The organism is Flavobacterium melibiosi (assembly GCF_048158545.1).
In the GTDB taxonomy this organism is placed as follows: domain Bacteria; phylum Bacteroidota; class Bacteroidia; order Flavobacteriales; family Flavobacteriaceae; genus Flavobacterium; species Flavobacterium melibiosi.
The window spans coordinates 166,002-188,211 of sequence record NZ_JBLNKU010000003.1 but is presented as its reverse complement, the minus strand read 5'-3'; the positions used below and the strand labels follow the sequence as shown (position 1 = coordinate 188,211).

The following is a 22,210-nucleotide window of genomic DNA, read 5'->3' as shown; positions in this document are numbered from 1 at the left end:
CCGAATTTTTTTTTGTTTAATATCCTACCCTTTTCAAAATCACAATAAAACTCTAATAATGATATTGTAAATTATACGATAAGATGGCAGCTTCTTTTTTTATAACTGATAAATAAACGATTCGGATGGAGCAATTGTAATATGCGCTTTTCCTTCCCCATTTAAAACCTGCAATTGAATGGAGCTCTTATTATACAACTGATCAGTTAATGTATAATTTCCATCTTTCAAATTCCATTTTTGGATAATATCCGAAGGAATTTTTAATTTGAAATTGCTGGTGGTAAGCCAAGAAAAATTAGTGACAACTATTAATTTTTGAGTATCAGACCAACGTGTGAATGCATAAATCCCAGAATCATAACCTTGAGTTTTTTGGCGATTCACCGTTTGAATTTCTTGGTATTTCCCCATTAAAGCCGAACTATTCAAAGAAAAATTCAATACTCTTTTATAAAAATCACGCAACTCTTTTTCATCCTGCGTCAATTGACCGCCATCAAATTTTCCTCCGTTCATCCAACGTTGATGGTTAGGAACTCCAATATAATCAAAGATTGAAGTTCTGGAATGAGTTCCAAATCCTGCCTTTTCATTCCCAGCCTCACCTACTTCCTGACCAAAATAAACCATCGTAGGCGAAGTGCTTATGGTAGTGGAAACCACCATCAAAGGCTTTCCTTTTTGTGGCGTTCCTGCAAATTCTGGACTAGCCAAACGCTGTTCATCATGATTATCAAGAAAATGTAACATATGATGCTCAATATCTGCCATTCCGTTTTGTATGTCTGATAATCCATCAGGCAATGACCTTCCTTGAATGATATCTTTTAATTTATCATAGGTTTCTACTTTATCATACAAATAATCCATTTTACCTAAATGAATGTAATTTCTATATTCTTTAGGATTGTAGACTTCGGCTAATAAAAAAGCATCCGGATTTTTTACTTTAATTGCTGAATTCATATAACTCCAAAATTCATACGGCACCATTTCGGCCATATCAAATCTAAAACCATCAACTCCTTTAGCAGTCCAATACAAAGCAATATCTTTGAATTTATCCCAAGAATCCGGAACGTCTTTTCCTTTCCAAAAATCGAAATGCTCCTTATATGATTTGGTATCAGAACCAGCTGGAAGTTCCGGAAAATCTTTGGAGCCATCCGGACGAATCCCGTAATTCACTTTTATGGTTTCATACCAATCATTACGATCTGGTTTTGCCATACGAGAACCATTACCGGTCCATTTTGCTGGACTTTCTTCAAATTTACCATCGAGTAACGGATTCTTTTCTCCATTTAATGGTTTATCTGTATCCGGTACTTCAAAATGAGTATTTGGAATATAATAGAAATTATTATCTCTTTTGTATTCAACAGTTGTATCATCATCAGCTCCAAAATCTCTAACACCTACCGGATTATTCTTTCCTTCATATTTGCGCGCAATATGATTGGGAACAATATCAATTATCACCTTTAATCCAGCTTTGTGTGTTCGCGCAATCAAAGCTTCAAATTCCTGTAAACGATTCGCAGGATTTACAGCCAAATCTGGATTTACATTGTAATAATCTTTTACGGCATAAGGAGAACCTGCTCGCCCTTTAACAACTTCCGGGTCATCATTGGAAATACCAATAGCTGAATAATCCCGTATCAAAGCATGATGTGGAACTCCGGTATACCAAACATAAGTAACTCCCAAATCCTTTATTTCCTGTAATGCAGTATCCGTAAAATCGTTGAACTTCCCTACTCCATTTTCCTCAATAGTACCCCAAGGCTTATTGGTGGTATTTTTATTTCCGAATAATCGGGTAAAAACCTGATATACAACTTCTTTTTTATTTGAGACTGACTCTTTCTGTTCTGCGTTCATTTTTAAATCTTTCGTTTTACAAGCCGTTGCTAAAAGCACAACGCTTATCCCTGCAACAATAGTTATTTTTTTCATCATATAAAATTATTTATGCTGATTTCAATACTTTTTATAGTAAAATGAATATCAATTTTTAAATTTAATATTTTTTAAATAAAAGAAGTCTATATCGTTTGAAATTAAATAATTCTGTTTTCAAAAACAGACACTACAACGAAGGAGTTATACCATTTGTTGATAACTTTAAAAGTAATATCTAATGTTTATTGGTTCCCTTTTAACTAATTATAAATATATCCTAATATAGATTATGGTTGTTTCCTTTTTCATAAATTTGACAAAAATTAAATCCATTGAAGAAATTGCTATTTTTCCTTCGTTATTGTTTCATACTGCTCGCTACTAATTTGGTTTTGGCGCAAGCCCCAAAAAAAATTATTGTTGAACATTCTGATTTCGCTGATGTAAACCAGATAGAAATGCCTGATGCTTTTTTACTCACTGGAAACGTTCGTGTGAATCATGATGGTGTGGTAATGACATGCAACAAAGCGTATTATTTCCAAAAGGAAAACTACATCAAGGCTTTTGGAAATGTCCAAATGGTACAAGGCGATACTTTATTTTTAAACAGTAAATATGCTGAATACAATGGAAATGTAAAGAAAGCACTTGCTTCCGGAGATGCAGTAATGAGTTCCCCAGATGCCACTTTGGTAACAGATGTTATTAATTTTGACCGAAACATTCAAGAAGTATTTTACGACACACCAGGGACAATTACCAATAAAGACAATACGCTAAAAAGTAATTCAGGAAGATATTATGTAAAACAAAAGAAATTCCAATTCCTGACTGCGGTTACCATCACAAATCCAACGTATGTAATTAAATCAAATCATTTGGATTATTTCAGTAATTCCGGGCATTCGTATCTTTTTGGACCTTCAACAATTACCAGTAAAGCCAATTATATTTATACCGAAAAAGGGTTTTATGATACCAAAAAAAATCTGGCGCATTTCCTGAATAAATCTTATATCAGATACGATGATCGGGTAATTAAAGGCGACAGTTTGTATTATGACCGAAACAGAGAATTTGCATCGGCAACACGAAATGTAAAAATAACGGATTCCATCAATCGCGGAATCGTAAAAGGACATTATGCCGAAGTGTATAAAAAACTGGATTCTATGTATGTGACCAAAAGAGCTGTTGCCGTAAATTTTGTCGAAAATGACTCGGTTTACATCCACGGAAAAAAATTAATGGTAACAGGAAAAGAAGGAAACCGAATTATCAGAGCGTTCAATAATGTCCGATTTTTCAAAACAGATATGAGCGGAAAATGTGATTCGATTCATTCGAGTTCCAAAACAGCTTTGACGAAAATGATTGGCAATCCGATACTTTGGAACGCAGAAAATCAAATCACTGGCGATGTAATGCACCTTATAGGAAACAACAACACCCAAAAACTAGATTCGCTCAAAGTGCTCAATAATACATTCATAGTCTCCAAAGACACGATAGGAACCGGCTATAATCAAGTCAAGGGACAAAATCTCTACGGTAAATTTGAGGAAGGAAAACTACATGATGTCGATATTGTAAAAAATGCCGAAGTCATCTATTACATGCGGAACGAAGCTCATGAGCTCATTGGTATCAATAAGAATGTGAGCAGTAAAATCAATCTTATTTTAGAAAAAAATGAGATAGAAACCATCACCTTTTTTCAGCAAGTAGATGGCGATATTTATCCCGAACAAGATTTACCGGAAAATGCCCGTAAACTGCGAGGATTAGTCTGGCGTGGCGATGAACGAATAAAATCCAAGGACGATATTTTTCCTCCTGAAGAAAATGAAGACAATGATAAAATTGCCAAAGCAACCAAATCAGCTGAAGCGAAAGAGGATATCCCTATGAAAATCCGAAAAGAAACCCTGAATTACGATAAGAAGAAAGGCAAAAAATAGTGTTCAGTCGCAGTATTCAGTTTTTCTAAAAACGAATAAACGATCAAACTAATAAACGATTAAACAAATAACCGTGAATACCGATTTCATAAAATACCAAGCACAAACTTCTCCTTATCCATTGGGTATGGAAGTATCGCATGCAGTAGGTTCATACATTTACGATTCCAATAATAAAAAATACTTGGATTTTGTGGCGGGAGTTTCCGCTTGCGCATTGGGACATCAACACCCGAGAGTCAATCAAGCCATCAAAGATCAGTTAGACAAATATTCACACGTCATGGTCTATGGGGAATATTCCCAAAGTCCGGCAGTTCAGTATTGCAAACTATTAGCCTCACTCCTGCCCGCTCCTTTAGACAAAACCTATTTGGTCAATTCAGGAACGGAAGCCATTGAAGGCGCTTTAAAACTCGCCAGACGAACCACAGGAAGAAGCCAATTGATTTCATGTCACAATGCCTATCATGGCAATACGATGGGTTCTATGAGCGTCATGGGATTTGAAGAACGTAAAAGAATTTTTCGCCCGTTGATTCCTGATGTTGATTTCATCACCTTCAACAACGAAACCGATTTACAAAAAATAACCACCAAAACCGCAGGAATTATTCTGGAAACCATTCAAGGTGGTGCCGGATTTATTCAGCCACACAATGATTTTCTTAAAAAAGTGCGCCAACGTTGCACCGAAGTGGGCGCGATGATGATTCTCGACGAAATCCAGCCGGGTTTTGGAAGAACAGGAAAACTATTTGGATTCCAAAATTACGATGTCGTTCCTGATATTGTGGTAATGGGAAAAGGAATGGGGGGCGGCATGCCTGTAGGTGCTTTTACGGCTTCATCTGCCATGATGGATTTGTTGAGCGATAATCCTAAACTAGGACATATCACGACTTTTGGAGGTCACCCTGTCATTGCGTCAGCCTGTTTGGCGACTTTGCAGGAAATTACTGAAACCAATCTCATGGCCGAAGCTATGGAGAAAGAAAAGCTATTCAGAACACTTTTGGTACATCCTTTGATAGTAGAAATAAGAGGAAAAGGATTAATGCTGGCTGCAATGACAGAAAGTGCCGATATAACAAACGAAGTGATTCTCAAATGTCAAGACAAAGGACTCATTTTATTTTGGTTGTTATTTGAAGGATGTGCCATTAGAATAACACCACCTCTAACTATTTCTGAAGAAGAAATACGAGAAGGTTGTAGCATCATGCTTGAAGTAATGGATGAAATTTTGAACAAGAATTAATTATTTTAAAACATCGCAATGGGGAGCTATTTCCCGCTATACGTTGCAATCTTTCCTGACCTGAACTTGTTTTCAGGTTCCTGAAACTCGTTCAGGTCAGGAAAGGATTTCCACTTCTATCGGGGCTAGGGCATCAGTTTAAACCAAAGCTTTTTTTGTTAATTAAATTGTTCACAACAATTCTAACTTTCCCTCACAGTACACGCACGATTCCCTAAATTTATTTAGGCCAAATTAAAAACACACAGTATGCAATTAAGCAACGAAGAAGAAGACTATAACTTATCATTGTCTAAATTTGAGTCCATGTTGAAAACCAACAAAGTTCTCTTTTTTGACTCCGAAGAATTTGAAGAAATTATTCTTCATTATCTCGATATGGGTAAGGCCGCTTTGGCAAAAAAAGCACTGAAACTGGCATTGGAACAACATCCAAAATCTACCGGACTAAAATTAGTCCAAGTGGAAATGCTTGTGTATGATGACAAACTCGAATTAGCCGAAAAGCTATTGAACGAGTTGTACGCCATTGAACCAACCAATGAAGAAATTTACATTCAAAAAGCCAATATCTGTTCTAAAAGAGACCAGCATGAGAAAGCCGTTGAAATGTTGAAAATAGCATTACAATACACTGATGATTATGCCGATGTCTATAATTTAATAGGCATGGAATATCTTTTTATGGACAATCTTGAAATGGCAAAAGAAAGCTTTATCAAGTGTCTGGAAGAAGATCTGGAAGACCAATCAGCGTTGTATAACGTTGTGTATTGTTTTGAGTTTTTAGATCAAAATCAAGAAGCGATTACCTATTTGAATAAATACATTGACAAAAATCCATACAGCGAAATCGCCTGGCATCAATTAGGACGTTTGCATTATGGCGTAAAAGAATATGAAAATGCAATTCGCGCCTTTGATTATGCCACTTTAATCGATGATGAATTCCTTGGTGCTTTCATGGAAAAAGCCAAAGCTTACGAACGTTTAAAAAAATACGCAGAAGCCATAGAAAGCTACAGCAGAACCATAGAATTAGATGACGCGACTTCCTATGCTTTACTCCGTATGGGTAAATGCTACGAAAAACTGGGAAACAAAGTTTTAGCATTAAAATATTTCAATCAAACCGTGCATGAAGATCCGCTTTTAGATAAAGGATGGATTGCCATAACTGACTTTTATGTACGTCAAAAAAACTACCAAAAAGCGTTATTTTATGTCAACAAAGCATTAGCCATTGACAACCAAAATCGTTTGTATTGGAAACGTTTTGCTACTATTAATAAACAAATGAACTTCTTTGAAGAAGCTGAATTTGGATACAGAAAAGCAGTAGAGTTTGGTGATTACGGTTTAGACACCTGGTTATTCTGGGTGGACATCCTTCAGTTTTTAGGCGAATTTGAAAGTGCCATTCAAACGTTATTACAAGCCTCTGAATATTTTCCGGAAGAAAATGAAGTAGAATACCGTTTGGCAGGATTGTATTTTATGATTGGACAAAACACTAAAGCAAAATTCCATTTGAGTAATGCTTTGCGATTAAATTTTGACAACTATATTCTTTTAGAAGATTTATTCCCTGTAGTTTGGACAAAGAAAATGGTACAAAATTACATAGCAAAACATAAAAAATAATGGTTGACATAGTTAGAAAACGCTTTGGTTTATTAGGACGTAACATTAATTATTCATTCTCAAAAGGATATTTTACCGATAAATTTAATAACGAAAACTTCACAGGTTGTACCTATGAAAATTTTGACATTCCTGAAATATCCTCTTTTCCGGAGATAATTAAAAACACTTCAGATTTAAAAGGATTAAATGTTACTATTCCGTACAAGGAAACAGTAATTCCGTTTCTCGATAAATTATCTAAAAACGCAGCACAAATTGGCGCTGTGAATACGATTAAAATTACCAAAAAAGGAAAATTAAAAGGATACAATACAGACTATTATGGTTTCAAGAAATCATTAGAACCTTTATTGCAACCACACCATAAAAAAGCCTTGATTTTAGGAACAGGAGGCGCTTCTAAAGGAGTTGCTTTTGCTTTGGATGAACTAGATATTCCATATACTTTTGTTTCCAGAGAAGCCAAAGAAAATGCTATCGATTATGACCGAATCAATGCAACGACATTCGATAATTATCAAATCATAATAAATTCCACTCCGGTAGGAACAAGCCCTAACGTGGATGCTTTTCCATTAATTCCGTATGAGTTTTTCACGGATAAGCATATTGCCTATGATTTGATTTATAATCCTGCCGAAACTCAATTTCTTAAAAAAGCCAAACAACAAGGAGCCCAAATAAAAAACGGACTGGATATGCTTATTTTTCAAGCAGAGAAAGCCTGGAAGATTTGGAATAAATAGTTAAGAAGTTTATTTCTTGTCAAATCGAGCGCAGTCGAGATTTTTGTTTTACAGGTATAATTATTTTAACTCTCGCTTAAACTAATTAATTCCATTAATTAGCATTGAATTTTTATAGATCGTCTTGTTTTAAAATTAGCATAATGCTGATTTAAAACAAGACGATTTTTTTATATAAAAAAAGCGACAACCGTAAGGATGCCGCTTTGAATGTTTTCACAACGGAATAATCCTTATTGTGAATTGCTTCAAAATTGTACTGCAAGTATACAACAAAAGTTTTACTATTCGATTGAGGTTTCCCGTAAAAATTGTAATTTTTTTATTATTAAATTTAGAGCTTAATTTTAGATAACGAGAAAAATCATTATAAAAATGAAAAAAATATTAGGATTGGATTTGGGGACGAATAGTATTGGGTGGGCGTTAACAAACAATGACTTCAATAATAAAGTTGGAAATATTGAAGGATTAGGAAGTCGAATAATTCCTATGAGTCAAGATGTTCTTGGTAAGTTTGACAGCGGAGTTTCTATTTCTCAAACTGCCGAAAGAACAAAATATCGTGGAACAAGAAGATTAGTACAACGCTTTTTATTAAGAAGAGAGCGACTTCATAGAGTCCTAAACATTCTTGATTTTCTACCTAAACATTACTCCGAAGCAATCGATTTTGACAAACGTTTTGGGCAATTTAAACCTGAAAGAGAAGAAAAATTATCTTTTTATAAAAATGAAAGTGGTAAAAACCAATTTTTATTTTTAGAGAGCCATCAAGAAATGCTTTCTGAATTCAAATTGATATATCCTGATTTAAAAAAAGTTCCTTATGATTGGACAATTTATTATTTGAGAAAAAAAGCACTAACCGAAAAGATAAGTAAAGAAGAACTTGCCTGGATATTGCTAAACTTTAATCAAAAAAGAGGATATTATCAATTGCGTGGAGAGGAACAAGAAGAGAACAAAAATAAATTAGAGGAGTTTCATACTCTTACAGTTGTTAATGTAATTGAAAGAGAAAAAGGAAAATCTGGTATATGGTATAACGTGATTCTTGAAAACGGTTGGATTTATAAACGAGAAAGTAAAATCGCATTATTTGACTGGGTTGGAAAACCAAAGAATTTTATTGTGACTACCGAATTAAATGATGACGGAACTGTAAAACTAAACAAAGACAACGAAGAAAAGAGAAGTTTTAGGTCTCCAAAAGAAGACGATTGGGGATTAAGAAAAATCAGAACTGAACAAACGATAAATCAAAGTGAAAAATCGGTTGGTTCTTTTATTTATGATGAACTTTTAAAGAATCCTAGTCAAAAAATAAAAGGTGAATTAGTTCGGACAATTGAAAGAAAGTTTTATAAGGATGAACTATCAAAAATTCTTAAAACTCAAATAGAATTTCATTCCGCTATTTTAACTGATAGAAATCTATACAAAAAATGTATTGATGAATTGTATAAACATAATGATTCTCATAAAAACAACATCAAAGACAGAAGTTTTGACTACTTGTTTTTGGATGATATTATCTTTTATCAACGACCACTTAAAAGCAAAACTTCATTAATCAGTGATTGTAGTTTGGAATTTAACCCCATTAAAGATAAAAAAGGTGTTTTATTAAAAGATAGTAATGGAAAACAAATTTTAAAACCTTTGAAATGTATTGCAAAATCAAATCCTATTTTTCAAGAATTCAGATTATTACAATTTGTCAAAAACCTTAAAATTTACAAAAAAGAAATCGTAAATGAAATTGATGTTACAAATGATTATTTAAAATCAGAAGACGATGTGGTAGAATTATTTAATTGGCTAAATGATAAAGCAGAAATCAGTCAAAAACAATTTTTAGCTTACCCAAAATTCAAATTAAAAGAAGATAAATACAGATGGAATTTTGTGGAAGACAAGATCTATCCTTGTAACGAAACAAGAAATCAGTTTTTGAATGCAATCGCAAAAATTGATATGGATAAATCTTTTTTTGACTCCAAAAACACTCAAGATTTATGGCATATTTTATATTCTGTTACTGATAAAATCGAAATTACAAAAGCAATTACAACTTTTGCCAAACGACATAATTTACCTGATGAATTCATAACAAATTTTTCGAAATTAAAACCTTATAAAAAAGATTATGGTTCTTATTCTGAAAAAGCAATAAAGAAATTATTGACGTTAATGAGAAGAGATAAAACATGGAATCAAGATGCTATTTCTAACAAAGTTACTGCTAAAATAAGTGCCATTAAAGAAAGATTGGAATTTATAAATTATGATGCCTCAATTCTTGAAGAAGTATCTGACAGCGACATTCCAAAACAAGTTTTAAAAAGTTTTATAAAATGTACTGAATTCAATAGAGGTTTAAATACCTATCAGGCATCGTATTTAATATATGACAGACACAGTGAAGCTAGTGACATTTCAAAATGGAAAACTCCAGAAGATATTGAACACTTTTTAAAGTACGATTTCAAACAACATTCACTCCGAAATCCAATTGTAGAGCAAGTCATTACAGAAACTTTACGCGTTGTAAAAGATATTTGGCAACATTATGGAGAAGGTCGAGAAAACTTCTTTAATGAAATTCATATTGAGTTAGGCCGTGAGATGAAGAACGACAAAGCAACTCGTGAAAGAATGACAAAACAGATTTCTCAAAACGAAAACACAAACTTGCGAATCAAAGCCATTTTAACGGAATTAAAAAATGATGGTGTTAATGATGTTCGTCCCTATTCGCCAAGTCAGCAAGAAATTTTAAAAATATATGAAGAAGGTATTTATAGTAGTGAAAACAGAAAAGAAAAGTTAGAAGAAGTTGATAAAATCAGGAAAAATGCGAAACCAACAACTTCTGAAATTAACAAATACAAACTTTGGCTGGAACAAGGTTATATTTCTCCATATACAGGAAAGTTAATACCATTAAGTGATCTTTTTACAACAAAATACCAAATCGAACACATTATTCCACAATCAAGGTTATTTGATGATTCCTTATCAAATAAAGTCATTTGTGAATCCGAAGTCAATGAACTTAAAAGTAATATGACCGCTCTAGAATTCATCTTAAAAAATGAAGATAGAATTGTAACCTTAACTGGTGGAAAAACAGTTAAAATATTTACTAAAGAAGCTTATAATCAACATATAAATAGTTACTATAGCAAAAATAAAAACAAGCAAAAACGATTATTGAGTGAAGAAATTCCAGAAAAATTTATTGAACGGCAATTAAATGACACTAAATACATCAGCAAAATTGTAAAAAATCTTTTGAGTAAAATAGTTCGAGAAGATGATGAACAAGAAGTAACCTCAAAACATATTGTTTCCTTGAACGGTTCAATCACTTCAAAAATGAAGCAAGATTGGGGATTAAATGATGTTTGGAATCAAATTGTTACGCCTCGTTTTGAAAGACTAAATACTTTAACCGACAGTAATAAGTTTGGAAATTGGGAAAACAAATTTGGAAAAAACGTTTTTCAAACAACAGTTCCAGATGAAATTGCCAAGGGGTTTTCTAAAAAAAGAATTGACCATCGCCATCACGCTCTCGATGCATTGGTTATAGCTTGTGTAACAAAAGACCACGTAAATTACTTGAATTCAATAAATTCAGAGAGAAAAAACTATTCATTGGTTTCTAAATTAAGAATTCAACAGGAACAAATTATAACAAAAGACAATCACGACGGAACACTTTGTGAAGAAAAGAAACTAATAGCGAAAGAATTTCATAAACCTTGGACTAATTTCACTAAAGATGCAAAAGACATACTTAACCAAACCATCATCAGTTTCAAACAAAACACTAGAGTTATCAATAAAACGGTAAACAAATATCAAATTTGGAAAGAAGAAGATGGTGTAATGAAAAAAATCACAACTAAACAGGTAAAAGGAGATAACTGGGCGATTAGAAAACCAATGCACGCTGAAACCGTGAGTGGAAAAGTATTTTTAAAGCGAATTAAACAAAGTCATATTACTATTGCAAATGCTATTGCGCAAATAGAATTGATTGTTGATGCAGCCATTAAAAAACAACTAAAAGAAAAAATCAAGTTATATCCAAACAATAGTGAGGGTCTAAAAAAACACCTCAAAGCTTTTCCTGTAACGATAGATGGAAAAGCTATCGATAAAGTACAGATTTATGAAAAAATTGAAGCCACAGCAACTCGAAAAACACTTGATATTACTTTTGATGAAAAAAGAATTGAAAAGATAACAGATACAGGAATTCAAAAAATTCTATCGAATCATCTTAAACAAGAAATCTATCAAAATGCTATTGATGAAAATGGAAAAAAAATCCCAGCTAACGAAGTTGCTTTTTCTGAAAATGGTTTAGATGAATTGAATAAAAATATTACAGCATTAAATAATGGCAAAAAACATCAACCAATAAAAAAAGTTCGTGTTTTCGAGGAAAGCGGAAGGTTCTTTCTTGGAGATGCAGGAAATAAAAAAGACAAATTTGTAGAAACTGCATCAGGAACTAATCTATTCTTTGCAATTTATAAAGACAATAGTGGAAAAAGAAACTACAAAACTATTCCATTAAATGAAGTCATTGAAAGTCAAAAATTTGGTGCATTAGAAAAACTAAAGCCAAATGAATGTTCTGTTCCAAATATGTATATAGATGAAAAAACTCAAGAATTATCTACTCTTCTCTTTTATCTAAACCCTAATGATTTAGTATTTGTACCTACAATTGAAGAAATTGAGAACTCTAATAACATTAATATTGAAAACTTTACAAAAGAACAAACAGAAAGAATCTATAAATTCACAGATAGCAGTGACACAACGTGTAATTTCATACCTGCAAGTTCATCAAGTTTAATATTTAGTATAACAAAGAAAGATCAACAAAAAATAGGTTTAAACTTTCCTATACAAAATGAATATGGATTAGGTAGTCCTCAATCAAAAAATCAAAACTCTATAACTGGTGTTCAAATTAAATCCATATGTTGGAAGCTAGAAATTGATCGACTTGGAAAAATTAAAAGAATCATCCGATGATAAAACGAACCCTTTTCTTTGGCAATCCAGCTTATTTGAGCACCAAAAAAGAGCAAATTGTAATCTCTTATCCCGACTCTAAATTCAATAGGATTGGGCTTTAGCCCATTCGAAAAAATAAGGATAAATAAAAAAGGCTTTAGCCAAAAACATTTCGGCTAAAGCCTAATAGAGATAAATTTTATATCCCCTCCATTTGAAAATGGAGGCAATTCATAAAATAGAGACAATTGATAAACAGATAAAATTCAAAAATCATAAGCAATTTAAACAATAAATTATGCCTTATATCAAAACCTATATTCATTTTGTTTGGAGTACAAAAAATAGAATTCCTTTTTTGGACAGTAAAGAATTAAGACAAAAAGTTTGGCAACATATCAAAGAAAATGCCAAAGAGAAAGGAATTTTTGTTGATTTTGTTAATGGATATTCAGATCATTGTCATTGTTTGGTTTCTTTAGGAGCTGATCAAAGTATTCAAAAAATAATGCAACTCATAAAAGGGGAATCTTCGTTTTGGATTAACAAAAACAAATTGTGTTTAGAAAAATTTGAATGGCAAGATGAATATTTTGCTGTTTCTGTTTCGGAATCTATGCTCGACAAAGTTCGAAATTATATTAGAAACCAAGAAGAACATCATAGCAAACAAACATTTCAAGAAGAATACAACGAATTTATTGCTAAATACAAATTTCAAAAAGAATAGAATTTGGCTAAAGCCATTTACATTATTATCATTTTTTCCCCTCCAGCTAAAGCTGGAGGCAATTCAAAAGTTGCAGCATTCAATAGAATTAGACTATAGCACATTCAATATATAATAATTCCAAAATCAATAGGATTGGGCTTTAGTCCATTCAACAAAAAAATTGAGTTAAAAAGGCTTTAGCCAAAAAAAATTGTTGAGCATTTTTTAAAGAAATTGATCATGAATTTGTAAATCCAAAAAAAATGATAAAACGCACCCTTTTCTTCGCTAATCCCGCTTATTTAAGCACCAAAAACGAACAAATTGTAATCTCTTATCCTGATAAGGAACAAGAGACAAAAACCGTGGCTATTGAAGACATTGGCGTTATCGTTCTGGAAAACCAACAAATCACAATTACTAATGGTTTGCTAGAAAAACTAATTCATAACAATGTAGCATTAATCAATTGTGACCAATACCATTTGCCTATTGGCTTATTGATGCCTTTGAACGGTCATACAGAACAATCTGAACGGTTCAAAAACCAAATTAATGCATCAGCCCCGCTCAAAAAGAATTTGTGGCAACAAACCATTAGTTCCAAAATTATGAATCAAGCGGGAATATTGAAAGAAAAAGGAATCCCAATGCGTAAAATGGAGCTTTGGGCAAAGGAAGTAACTTCCGGTGATGCACTCAATCACGAATCAAGAGCGGCAGTATATTATTGGCAGAACCTCATTCAAATAGAAAATTTTACTCGGGGACAAAAAGGAATTCCACCCAATAATTTGTTGAATTATGGCTACGCCATTCTACGGGCTATTACGGCACGAGCTATTGTTAGTTCCGGAATGCTGCCCACTTTAGGTATTTTTCATCGCAACAAATACAATGCCTATTGTCTTGCCGATGATATTATGGAACCGTATCGCCCGTATGTAGATGTGATTGTATGTCACATCATGGAAACTGAAGATACTTTTGAAGAATTGACCATTGACATTAAAAAACAATTATTGAGTATTGCCAGTATAGATGTTTTTATTGACGGAAAAAATAGTCCGTTGATGGTTGCCATGAGTAGAACAACACATTCCTTACACGAATGTTTTGAAGGAACGACAAGGAAAATTTTATACCCTGTTTATGTATGATGAACATTACACCCGTTTAAACCAATATAGAAGTTTGTGGATATTAGTATTTTTTGATCTGCCCACCGAAACACGCAAAGAGCGCAAAATAGCCAGTACATTTCGTAAGAAATTATTAGACGATGGCTTTTCCATGTTTCAATTTTCGATCTATATGCGCTTTTGTGCCAGTAGAGAAAATGCTGAAGTACACACCAAAAGAATAAAAAACAACTTACCCGAACACGGCAAAATTGGCGTCATGCAGATAACCGATAAACAATTTGGGATGATGGAACTTTTTTATGGAAAAAAATTGGTAGAAACAGACAAACCTTCACAACAATTAGAATTATTTTAGTCTTACAGGATTAGAAAAAAGACTAGCGTCCTCAATCACAACATATAAACACCCCCTTTTTTCAATTTCAAAATAAGCTCATAACTACCAACATATCAAACGATTGAATCGCGGTATGTTGGGAATTATAAGCTAAAATACAATTTTGAAAGCAATTCACAACAAAAAGGTACTAAACGATACATGAGTTGTGGTTGGGAATTATAAGCTAAAATACAATTTTGAAAGCAATTCACAACGATTGGTCAGTAAATAGTAGAAATAACGTTGTTGGGAATTATAAGCTAAAATACAATTTTGAAAGCAATTCACAACCTAAAAGCACTTGCTTTAACACTATAATTAGTTGGGAATTATAAGCTAAAATACAATTTTGAAAGCAATTCACAACATGTTATTGTATTAGAAAAAACATTATTAGGTTGGGAATTATAAGCTAAAATACAATTTTGAAAGCAATTCACAACGAGTCCATGATAATTATATGTTTTAATTATGTTGGGAATTATAAGCTAAAATACAATTTTGAAAGCAATTCACAACTACATCGCTGGATTTCGTAAGTGCAACCTCGTTGGGAATTATAAGCTAAAATACAATTTTGAAAGCAATTCACAACTATCACTAGTCACATGAGACGCGTCATCTAGTTGGGAATTATAAGCTAAAATACAATTTTGAAAGCAATTCACAACTATTTATTACATACGAAAAATAATATTAAAGTTGGGAATTATAAGCTAAAATACAATTTTGAAAGCAATTCACAACCTGCTGTTCCGGTTAAAAAACCTATATCATGTTGGGAATTATAAGCTAAAATACAATTTTGAAAGCAATTCACAACGGGTTTTTTCTTATATTTACAAAAATTTTTGTTGGGAATTATAAGCTAAAATACAATTTTGAAAGCAATTCACAACTTACTTCCTCCAATCCATAAGGAGTTGCCGGTTGGGAATTATAAGCTAAAATACAATTTTGAAAGCAATTCACAACTGTTTATTGCTCCGTTAATCGGAACACTTAGTTGGGAATTATAAGCTAAAATACAATTTTGAAAGCAATTCACAACTGTCTAGTAAATTCATATAAAAATCTAGTTGTTGGGAATTATAAGCTAAAATACAATTTTGAAAGCAATTCACAACTATACCAGCTTCAGTAGTTTCAGATTGTGGTTGGGAATTATAAGCTAAAATACAATTTTGAAAGCAATTCACAACGAAGCTGCTGGAATTAATGTAGAGTGGATTGTTGGGAATTATAAGCTAAAATACAATTTTGAAAGCAATTCACAACTCACTTTCCGCAATATGACCGCCATTATTTGTTGGGAATTATAAGCTAAAATACAATTTTGAAAGCAATTCACAACAGGAATTAATAAATAGTAAGTAATGATTTAGTTGGGAATTATAAGCTAAAATACAATTTTGAAAGCAATTCACAACGAAAGATTCCATGCTGTTAAATACAGAAACGTTGGGAATTATAAGCTAAAATACAATTTTGAAAGCAATTCACAACAGGAACCGCTCCGTTGTTACGGTACAATCCGTTGGGAATTATAAGCTAAAATACAATTTTGAAAGCAATTCACAACAAGATTTCATTTGTCGATGGATTTAAAGGGTTGGGAATTATAAGCTAAAATACAATTTTGAAAGCAATTCACAACTATATACATAATTAAATAATTAACTCTCTCGTTGGGAATTATAAGCTAAAATACAATTTTGAAAGCAATTCACAACCCTGCCCATATCCAAATAAAATAGAATTTAGTTGGGAATTATAAGCTAAAATACAATTTTGAAAGCAATTCACAACCCAAATGATGCCGTTCAGTTTGGGCAACAAGTTGGGAATTATAAGCTAAAATACAATTTTGAAAGCAATTCACAACTATATCCGTTGTCGATATAAAACTGATAATGTTGGGAATTATAAGCTAAAATACAATTTTGAAAGCAATTCACAACATTGAAAGATAAAGCTGACGGGATGATAAAGTTGGGAATTATAAGCTAAAATACAATTTTGAAAGCAATTCACAACCCGCATCTTAAAGTTTATGATGCTGATTCTGTTGGGAATTATAAGCTAAAATACAATTTTGAAAGCAATTCACAACTGAAGCATAAACTTAATATATAGAAAGATGGTTGGGAATTATAAGCTAAAATACAATTTTGAAAGCAATTCACAACAATAAGTCGATTCCTAAAAAGCCCGCTATTGTTGGGAATTATAAGCTAAAATACAATTTTGAAAGCAATTCACAACTTTGACGACCTTGTTGTACGAAGCCCACGAGTTGGGAATTATAAGCTAAAATACAATTTTGAAAGCAATTCACAACGCAAATGGCGTCGGGGATCATCATTAACGAGTTGGGAATTATAAGCTAAAATACAATTTTGAAAGCAATTCACAACAGGTTGCAAACTTCGTCCAAAACCACGTTTGTTGGGAATTATAAGCTAAAATACAATTTTGAAAGCAATTCACAACCAAACGTACCCACACTTGTAAATAAATTGGTTGGGAATTATAAGCTAAAATACAATTTTGAAAGCAATTCACAACGGACTCAGGACCGCTATTTAATTCGTTTTTGTTGGGAATTATAAGCTAAAATACAATTTTGAAAGCAATTCACAACTGCAGCCATGTTTTTAATTGCGTTGGGCTAGTTGGGAATTATAAGCTAAAATACAATTTTGAAAGCAATTCACAACTTGGCACTCGATAAGTATTTACCTTTGCTAGTTGGGAATTATAAGCTAAAATACAATTTTGAAAGCAATTCACAACAAAGCGATTTAGGTAAATTAGTTTTCGGGGGTTGGGAATTATAAGCTAAAATACAATTTTGAAAGCAATTCACAACGGTGGAGGTATGCTCCCCTTCGATATGCTCGTTGGGAATTATAAGCTAAAATACAATTTTGAAAGCAATTCACAACTTAAGGGCTAAAATTGAAGCGGTCATACGTGTTGGGAATTATAAGCTAAAATACAATTTTGAAAGCAATTCACAACAACAACTACATCGGTAATTCCGTTGTTAGGTTGGGAATTATAAGCTAAAATACAATTTTGAAAGCAATTCACAACCTGTTGTTAATGCTATTGCGGTGGAAATTAGTTGGGAATTATAAGCTAAAATACAATTTTGAAAGCAATTCACAACGCAGCGATTCCAGTGGGAGCAAGCACGGCTGTTGGGAATTATAAGCTAAAATACAATTTTGAAAGCAATTCACAACGACATTCTGATTAGCCCTTATCTTTATTTAGTTGGGAATTATAAGCTAAAATACAATTTTGAAAGCAATTCACAACACGACTTCGCAACATTAGAATTAGCAAATGGTTGGGAATTATAAGCTAAAATACAATTTTGAAAGCAATTCACAACCTGATCGGTCAAATAATGTCAGTACATTTTGTTGGGAATTATAAGCTAAAATACAATTTTGAAAGCAATTCACAACTGCAATGCGATAAATTCCTCGAGTTCTACGGTTGGGAATTATAAGCTAAAATACAATTTTGAAAGCAATTCACAACATCGATAGCGTGATTGCGTTCCCGCAGGACGTTGGGAATTATAAGCTAAAATACAATTTTGAAAGCAATTCACAACAAGCATTGATTCAAATGGTTCTCCATTTCGGTTGGGAATTATAAGCTAAAATACAATTTTGAAAGCAATTCACAACTGCAATGCGATAAATTCCTCGAGTTCTACGGTTGGGAATTATAAGCTAAAATACAATTTTGAAAGCAATTCACAACATTCTGTATTGTCTGGTTTAATATAATCCAGTTGGGAATTATAAGCTAAAATACAATTTTGAAAGCAATTCACAACCCTCTTTTTGAAGGTGCAAAGCCACATATCGTTGGGAATTATAAGCTAAAATACAATTTTGAAAGCAATTCACAACATTTACCTTGCTCTGAATATCCAAAGAAATGTTGGGAATTATAAGCTAAAATACAATTTTGAAAGCAATTCACAACTGAATATAGTTATGACCGTCACGGCTAACCGTTGGGAATTATAAGCTAAAATACAATTTTGAAAGCAATTCACAACTGCAAAAACTGAATCAGTGAAACATCGCTTGTTGGGAATTATAAGCTAAAATACAATTTTGAAAGCAATTCACAACACTGGGAGCATTTACCATTCATGCAGGTATGTTGGGAATTATAAGCTAAAATACAATTTTGAAAGCAATTCACAACATGATGCATCTTCGCCCGTCAATGGCTAAAGTTGGGAATTATAAGCTAAAATACAATTTTGAAAGCAATTCACAACAAGTTGATAGCCGAACTCTTAAAGTATCCTGTTGGGAATTATAAGCTAAAATACAATTTTGAAAGCAATTCACAACCTTGCCCTGATGCAACAAATAATATCCATAGTTGGGAATTATAAGCTAAAATACAATTTTGAAAGCAATTCACAACATTCTAACGTTGATGTTTACGATGATGAAGGTTGGGAATTATAAGCTAAAATACAATTTTGAAAGCAATTCACAACTCAGCAGCTCACAAAAACTTTGTTGGAACTGTTGGGAATTATAAGCTAAAATACAATTTTGAAAGCAATTCACAACAGGATTTACCCGCTGAGGTTGACCAAATTTGTTGGGAATTATAAGCTAAAATACAATTTTGAAAGCAATTCACAACACAGTCTGCATACTCACTGAAACCGCCTTTGTTGGGAATTATAAGCTAAAATACAATTTTGAAAGCAATTCACAACCGCTAACTAGGTTCTTGCAATAAAAGTCTGTTGGGAATTATAAGCTAAAATACAATTTTGAAAGCAATTCACAACAGTGCTCCTATTACAGGCTTAGGACAGACTGTTGGGAATTATAAGCTAAAATACAATTTTGAAAGCAATTCACTACGAAGGGAAAATTTGGAATAAATAATAGAAAAACCTCATTTTTCGTACACACACTTATGTAAGTAAAAAAGCCATTTTAAAAGAGTGGCTTTTTGTTTAAAATAGTGAACTGAAGTAAATAAAAAATCCTGATTAATTCCCAAAACCCTAGCCCTGATTACTTCACTTAGCTTCCATTTTTATAGGAGTTCAGTGAACTTCGTTTGCAGCGGCATCCTTTTTTATCCGTTTTTTAGGCGGATAAAAAAGATAGAGCGAATAGCAGGAAATTGCTTCAAAAAAAACAAAATTTTAACATAAAACGACTCTAAATAAAGGATTTATTTTGTAATTTCATGCTCCTTCACTATCTTTCGTGTTCGATACAAAAAATAAAAACCTTATACATTGAAAAAATGTTAGAAGAAAAGAATGATAACCTGCTGGAAGCAGATGGAAGTTTAGAGAATAATTCACTTGAATTAAATCAATCAGATACTATTATGGAAACTGAAACAATCGACGAAAGTAACGATAGCGTAGCTGTTCATTCTATTGGCGAAAATGTTATAACCCTAACAGGGGATGAGTTGGCAAATGATGAACCTACCATAGAAACTGAAAACCAATCGGTATTAAACGCAATTACTGAGGCTAATGCTGAAGAAAGCGAAGATCACACCTTGAAAGAGCGTCACGATATTCCGATGCAGGATTACGACACATTGTCTCTTGAAGCATTGGTAGAAGAATTGAAGAGTTTAGTTTCCAGTGAAAAAGTGATGTCTGTAAAAGATCATATTGAAGAAATCAAAAAAGCATTCTTAGCAAAATATAATCATCTTCTTGAAGAGAAAAAAGAGGATTTTCTTGCAGAAAATCAAGATCCAAATGAAGAATTTCAATATCACTCTCCATTAAAAACACAGTTTGACAAATATTACTCTCTTTTTAGAGATACTAAAAATACACATTTCAAGAGTTTGCAAACGAATCTAAAAACGAATTTAGAAAACCGTTTGGCTATTGTTGAAGAATTGAAAGAATTAATCAATCCACAGGAAAACATCAAGGACACCTTAAAACATTTTAATGATTTAAGAGAGCGATGGAAAAATGCAGGACCCATTCCTAAAGATAAATACAATCACGTTTGGAATAATTTCCATTTTCATGTTGAAAATTTCTATGATTATTTACATCTTGACAGAGAAGCGAGAGACTTGGATTTCAAACATAATCTAGAACAAAAACAAAAAATTGTAGCTCGTGTTGAAGAATTGGTAAAAGAAGCCGATGTCAATAAAGCGTTCCGAGAATTACAGGATTTACATAGAATCTGGAAAGAAGATATTGGACCAGTTTCTAGAGAACATCGTGATGAAATCTGGAATAAGTTTAGTGATTTGACTAAGCAAATGCATGATAAACGTGAAGTTTTATTTGAAAATCAAAGAGGAACAGAACTTGAAAATTTAGAAAAGAAAAAAGAAATTATCGCTAAAATTGAAGTTTTAGCTACTGAGAAAGTCAATGCTCATTCGCAATGGCTAACTCAAATAGAAAAAGTAGAAGCTTTGCGTACTGCTTTCTTCTCAGCCGGAAAAGTGCCATCGGATGTAAATGAGGAAACTTGGGCCAGTTTTAAAACTGCTGTTAGAAATTTTAATTCTTTCAAAAATTCATTTTATAAAGACATTAAAAAAGATCAAAACGACAATTTAAGCAAAAAAACAGCTCTTGTTGCCAAAGCCAAAGAATTACAAGAAAGTCTTGATTTTGCTGCGACTACTCCTATCATGAAACAAATTCAGGATGAGTGGAAACAGATAGGACATGTGCCAAGAAAATATTCGGATAAAATCTGGAAAGAATTTAAAGACGCTTGTAATCATTATTTTGACAAATTAAAAGAGCAAAAAAATGAAGAAAATAGCGAAGAAGTAGAAGCCTTTGATAATAAAAAAGCTTATTTAGAAACGTTAAGAGAATTCCAATTGACTGGTGATCACAAGACAGATTTAGATGCTATAAAATTACATATTGAAACGTGGAAAAACTTTGGAAAAGTTCCTTTCCCAAGAAGACATATTGAAGGGAAGTTCAATAAAATCCTGGATGCACTTTTTGAAAAATTGAGTTTGAGTAAAAAAGACACTGATATGATTCGTTTTGCCAATAGAATGGACAATCTATCCGAAAGTAACGATACGCGCAAACTGGACAACGAAAAGATATTCCTGATGCGTAAAATTGAAGAAGTTCAGAATGAAATTTTCCAATTGGAGAATAACATTCAGTTTTTTACCAATACCAGAAATGCAAAAAAAGAAAATTCTATTGTATTAGAAGTTCGTAAAAACATTGCTATCCATAAAGAAAGCCTTGATGTTTGGAAAGAAAAGCTAAAACAATTGAGAAATTTGAAAATAGAATAATTTTCAATAATAGTTAAAATCACAAACCTCGTTCTTAAATAGTTCGAGGTTTTTTTATACA

Annotated in this window: 10 protein-coding genes and 1 CRISPR repeat array; of the genes, 9 read left to right on the top strand and 1 reads right to left on the bottom strand. The window is 32.5% G+C overall.

The features are described 5' to 3' along the window. Positions 1-99: 99 nt before the first annotated feature. Entirely contained in the window at positions 100-1,968 is a 1,869-nt protein-coding gene (locus tag ACM55F_RS04775; RefSeq protein ID WP_416852594.1) for an alpha-amylase family protein, read from the bottom strand. Positions 1,969-2,243: 275 nt separating this feature from the next. Here ACM55F_RS04775 and ACM55F_RS04770 point away from each other — a divergent pair, with 275 nt between their 5' ends. The 9 genes from ACM55F_RS04770 to ACM55F_RS04730 all read left to right on the top strand — a co-directional run bounded on the left by ACM55F_RS04770 (position 2,244) and on the right by ACM55F_RS04730 (position 22,149). Next, positions 2,244-3,875: an OstA-like protein gene (locus ACM55F_RS04770; protein ID WP_416852593.1), complete on the top strand. Its 1,632-nt coding sequence runs from the start codon at positions 2,244-2,246 to the stop codon at positions 3,873-3,875. A 73-nt stretch (positions 3,876-3,948) separates the two neighbouring features. Then, positions 3,949-5,136 carry an aspartate aminotransferase family protein gene (locus ACM55F_RS04765; protein WP_416852592.1) on the top strand — a complete coding sequence of 396 codons (1,188 nt, stop codon included), beginning with the start codon at positions 3,949-3,951 and terminating at the stop codon, positions 5,134-5,136. A gap of 249 nt (positions 5,137-5,385) precedes the next feature. Beyond that, complete coding sequence (locus ACM55F_RS04760; RefSeq protein ID WP_416852591.1) at positions 5,386-6,780, top strand: tetratricopeptide repeat protein; 1,395 nt, start codon at positions 5,386-5,388, stop codon at positions 6,778-6,780. After that, positions 6,780-7,529, top strand: a complete 750-nt coding sequence (locus tag ACM55F_RS04755) for a shikimate dehydrogenase family protein (RefSeq protein ID WP_416852590.1) — start codon at positions 6,780-6,782, stop codon at positions 7,527-7,529. The genes ACM55F_RS04760 and ACM55F_RS04755 overlap by 1 nt, the downstream gene beginning before the upstream one ends. Positions 7,530-7,904: 375 nt before the next feature. Continuing rightward, entirely contained in the window at positions 7,905-12,593 is a 4,689-nt protein-coding gene (cas9, locus tag ACM55F_RS04750) for a type II CRISPR RNA-guided endonuclease Cas9 (RefSeq protein ID WP_416852589.1), read from the top strand. 280 nt (positions 12,594-12,873) lie between these two features. Further along, entirely contained in the window at positions 12,874-13,305 is a 432-nt protein-coding gene (gene tnpA / locus ACM55F_RS04745) for an IS200/IS605 family transposase (protein ID WP_416852588.1), read from the top strand. 245 nt (positions 13,306-13,550) lie between these two features. Beyond that, entirely contained in the window at positions 13,551-14,447 is an 897-nt protein-coding gene (gene cas1, locus ACM55F_RS04740; RefSeq protein WP_416852586.1) for a type II CRISPR-associated endonuclease Cas1, read from the top strand. Continuing rightward, complete coding sequence (cas2, locus tag ACM55F_RS04735; protein WP_132066196.1) at positions 14,440-14,787, top strand: CRISPR-associated endonuclease Cas2; 348 nt, start codon at positions 14,440-14,442, stop codon at positions 14,785-14,787. Before cas1 ends, cas2 begins: the two co-directional genes overlap by 8 nt. A gap of 117 nt (positions 14,788-14,904) precedes the next feature. Beyond that, positions 14,905-19,733: a CRISPR direct-repeat array (repeat unit 46 nt; unit sequence GTTGGGAATTATAAGCTAAAATACAATTTTGAAAGCAATTCACAAC). A gap of 394 nt (positions 19,734-20,127) precedes the next feature. Further along, complete coding sequence (locus ACM55F_RS04730; protein ID WP_416852583.1) at positions 20,128-22,149, top strand: DUF349 domain-containing protein; 2,022 nt, start codon at positions 20,128-20,130, stop codon at positions 22,147-22,149. Positions 22,150-22,210 lie beyond the last annotated feature (61 nt).